This is a genomic window from Candidatus Frankia nodulisporulans (genome assembly GCF_902806475.1).
Taxonomy (GTDB): Bacteria; Actinomycetota; Actinomycetes; order Frankiales; family Frankiaceae; genus Frankia; species Frankia umida.
The window spans coordinates 1-450 of the sequence record NZ_CADCWS010000558.1 but is presented as its reverse complement, the minus strand read 5'-3'; the positions used below and the strand labels follow the sequence as shown (position 1 = coordinate 450).

Below are 450 nucleotides of genomic sequence, written 5' to 3'. Positions count from 1 at the left end.
GATGGACGTGTTCACCGGGCAGGTGATCGCCCAGCGGATCCAGCGGAACAACTCGCGGACGTTTCTCGACTTCCTGGTCACGCTCGACCAGTGCACCGCCCCCGACCTGCGGATCCACCTGATCCTCGACAACGGGTCCAGTCACACCTCGGCCGCGACCCGGGCCTGGTTCGCCGCGCACCCCCGGTTCACGGTGACCTACACGCCGAAGCACGCGAGCTGGTTGAACATGGTGGAGCAGTGGTTCGGGACGCTGACCCGCCGGCTGCTACGCCGCGGCGACTTCGCGACCCGCGAGGACCTCGAAGCACAGATCATCGACTTCACCCTCACGCACAACGCGACCGCCGAGCCCTACCGGTGGCGCTACGACGCCGAGGCCGAGCACTCCCGCTACCTCGACCGCCACCCCGCCCCGCAGCCGGAACCCGCCACTAACGCCCTACCGGC

The 450-nt window shown here is 68.9% G+C and carries 1 protein-coding gene; it reads left to right on the top strand.

Features of this window, described 5'->3' with window-relative positions; translation table 11 throughout:
- Window positions 1-7: 7 nt before the first annotated feature.
- On the top strand, window positions 8-450 hold a 443-nt coding region (locus tag G6R24_RS21405), incomplete at its 3' end, for a transposase (RefSeq protein WP_225438909.1).